Here is a 3,112-nt window from a genome sequence, read left to right on the forward strand (position 1 = left end):
TATTCTCGTTATTTATTTGGTCAAGCCCTCGACCTATTAGTATCAGTCAGCTCAATACATTACTGCACTTACACCTCTGACCTATCAACCTCGTGTTCTTCAAGGGGTCTTACTAGCTTATGCTATGGGAAATCTCATCTTGAGGTGGGCTTCACGCTTAGATGCTTTCAGCGTTTATCCCTTCCCGACTTAGCTACCCAGCCATGCTCCTGGCGGAACAACTGGTGCACCAGAGGTCAGTCCATCCCGGTCCTCTCGTACTAAGGACAGCTCCTCTCAAATTTCCTACGCCCGCGACGGATAGGGACCGAACTGTCTCACGACGTTCTGAACCCAGCTCGCGTGCCGCTTTAATGGGCGAACAGCCCAACCCTTGGGACCTACTTCAGCCCCAGGATGCGACGAGCCGACATCGAGGTGCCAAACCTCCCCGTCGATGTGGACTCTTGGGGGAGATCAGCCTGTTATCCCCGAGGTAGCTTTTATCCGTTGAGCGATGGCCCTCCCACGAGGTACCACCGGATCACTAAGCCCGACTTTCGTCCCTGCTCGACTTGTAGGTCTCGCAGTCAGGCTCCCTTCTGCCTTTGCACTCTACGAACGATTTCCGACCGTTCTGAGGGAACCTTTGGGCGCCTCCGTTACTTTTTAGGAGGCGACCGCCCCAGTCAAACTGCCCACCTAACAATGTCCTGTCACCAGATTCATGGCGTCCAGTTAGAACCTCAGTACTATCAGGGTGGTATCCCAAGGACGACTCCACTAAGGCTGACGCCCTAGTTTCCAAGTCTCCCACCTATCCTGTACAGACAATACCGAAATTCAATGCTAAGCTACAGTAAAGCTCTACGGGGTCTTTCCGTCCAATCGCGGGTAGCGAGCATCTTCACTCGCACTACAACTTCGCCGGATTCACAGTTGAGACAGTGCCCAAGTCATTACGCCATTCGTGCGGGTCAGAACTTACCTGACAAGGAATTTCGCTACCTTAGGACCGTTATAGTTACGGCCGCCGTTTACTGGGGCTTAAGTTCACACCTTCGCTTGCGCTAAGTGTTCCCCTTAACCTTCCAGCACCGGGCAGGCGTCAGCCCCTATACATCAGCTTTCGCTTTAGCAGAGACCTGTGTTTTTGCTAAACAGTTGCTTGGGCCTATTCTCTGCGGCCTGCTCTCGCAGGCACCCCTTCTCCCGAAGTTACGGGGTCAATTTGCCTAGTTCCTTAACTGTGATTCTTCCGCCGGCCTTAGGATTCTCTCCTCATCTACCTGTGTCGGTTTGCGGTACGGGCACCACTTCTCTTTCTAGATGCTTTTCTTGGAAGCATGGAATCAGATACTTCGGTTCCGTAGAACCTTCCCCATCACGCCTCAGAATTGTTAGAACGGATTTGCCTATCCTAACTCCCTAAACGCTTAGACTAACATCCAATAGTTAGCACATCCTATCCTTCTCCGTCACACCATCGATAATAACGATTGTGGTGGTATCGGAATATCAACCGATTGTCCATCGCCTACGCCTTTCGGCCTCAGCTTAGGTCCCGACTAACCCTCAGCGGACGAACCTTCCTGAGGAAACCTTAGATATTCGGCCTGTGGGATTCTCACCCACATCTCGCTACTAATGCCAACATTCTCACTCGTAATCAGTCCACCGCTCCTTACGGTACGACTTCAGCCCGATTACGACGCTCCTCTACCGCTCACACATAAGTGTGAACCCGTAGCTTCGGTGGTAAGTTTGAGCCCCGGACATCTTCGGCGCAGGATCTCTCGACTAGTGAGCTATTACGCACTCTTTCAATGAGTGGCTGCTTCTAAGCCAACATCCTAGTTGTCTTAGAAATCCCACATCCTTTTCCACTTAACTTACACTTTGGGACCTTAGCTGACGATCTGGGCTGTTTCCCTTTTGACTACGGATCTTATCATTCGCAGTCTGACTGCCGGACTAATAGTATGTGGCATTCGGAGTTTGATAAGGTTCGGTAAGCGCTATGCCCCCTAGCCCATTCAGTGCTCTACCTCCACTACTCACATCCGACGCTAGCCCTAAAGCTATTTCGAGGAGAACCAGCTATCTCCGAGTTCGATTGGAATTTCTCCGCTATCCACAGCTCATCCCATGCTTTTTCAACAGCAACGTGGTTCGGTCCTCCACGAAGTTTTACCCTCGCTTCAACCTGGCCATGGATAGGTCACCCGGTTTCGGGTCTACGGCATGCAACTAGTCGCCCTATTAAGACTCGGTTTCCCTTCGGCTCCGTACCTTAAGTACTTAACCTTGCTACATACCGTAACTCGTTGGCTCGTTCTACAAAAAGCACATCATCACCCACATAAGGGGCTTTGATCGGTTGTAGGCACACGGTTTCAGGTTCTATTTCACTCCCCTCCCGGGGTTCTTTTCACCTTTCCCTCACGGTACTGCTTCACTATCGGTCATCAGGTAGTATTTAGCCTTGGGAGGTGGTCCTCCCTGCTTCCCACAAGGTTTCACGTGTCTCGTGGTACTCTGGATCAGAACTCGATTATCATAATTTTCACTTACGTGGCTATTACACTCTATGGCTCAACTTTCCAGTTGTCTTCAATTAATCATGATTTCTCTTTAATGTTCTGTCCGCAACCCCAGAGATAAATCTCTGGTTTGGGCTCTTTCCCTTTCGCTCGCCGCTACTAAGAAAATCGATTTTTCTTTCTCTTCCTCCAGGTACTTAGATGTTTCAGTTCCCTGGGTTTACCTTCCTATAGCTATGTATTCACTATAGGATACATGGGGTTTCCCATGTGAGTTTCCTCATTCGGAAATCTTCGGATCTCTGGCTATGTGCGCCTACCCGAAGCTTATCGCAGCTTATCACGTCCTTCATCGGCTCCTGATGCCAAGGCATTCACCATGCGCCCTTTGTAGCTTGACCTATTTATATTTCATTTATTAATGAAACTAAGTTTAAATATACAAAGAATATTTCTTGGCTTGTTGTATTATACAAACAATATATATCTATGTGCAATTTTCAAAGAACAATGGTGGGTCTAAATGGACTCGAACCATCGACCTCACGCTTATCAGGCGTGCGCTCTAACCAGCTGAGCTATAGACCCTT

At 49.4% G+C, this 3,112-nt stretch carries 1 tRNA gene and 1 rRNA gene; both read right to left on the reverse strand.

Annotated elements, in window-relative coordinates:
* Window positions 1-16: 16 nt before the first annotated feature.
* Window positions 17-2,923: ribosomal RNA gene (locus ACSYT2_RS18500) — 23S ribosomal RNA — on the reverse strand.
* A 110-nt stretch (window positions 2,924-3,033) separates the two neighbouring features.
* Window positions 3,034-3,110, reverse strand: a tRNA-Ile gene (locus tag ACSYT2_RS18505).
* Between the last annotated feature and the right edge of the window lie 2 nt (window positions 3,111-3,112).

Source organism: Clostridium zhoujianii, from assembly GCF_051590805.1.
In the GTDB taxonomy this organism is placed as follows: Bacteria; Bacillota; Clostridia; order Clostridiales; family Clostridiaceae; genus Clostridium.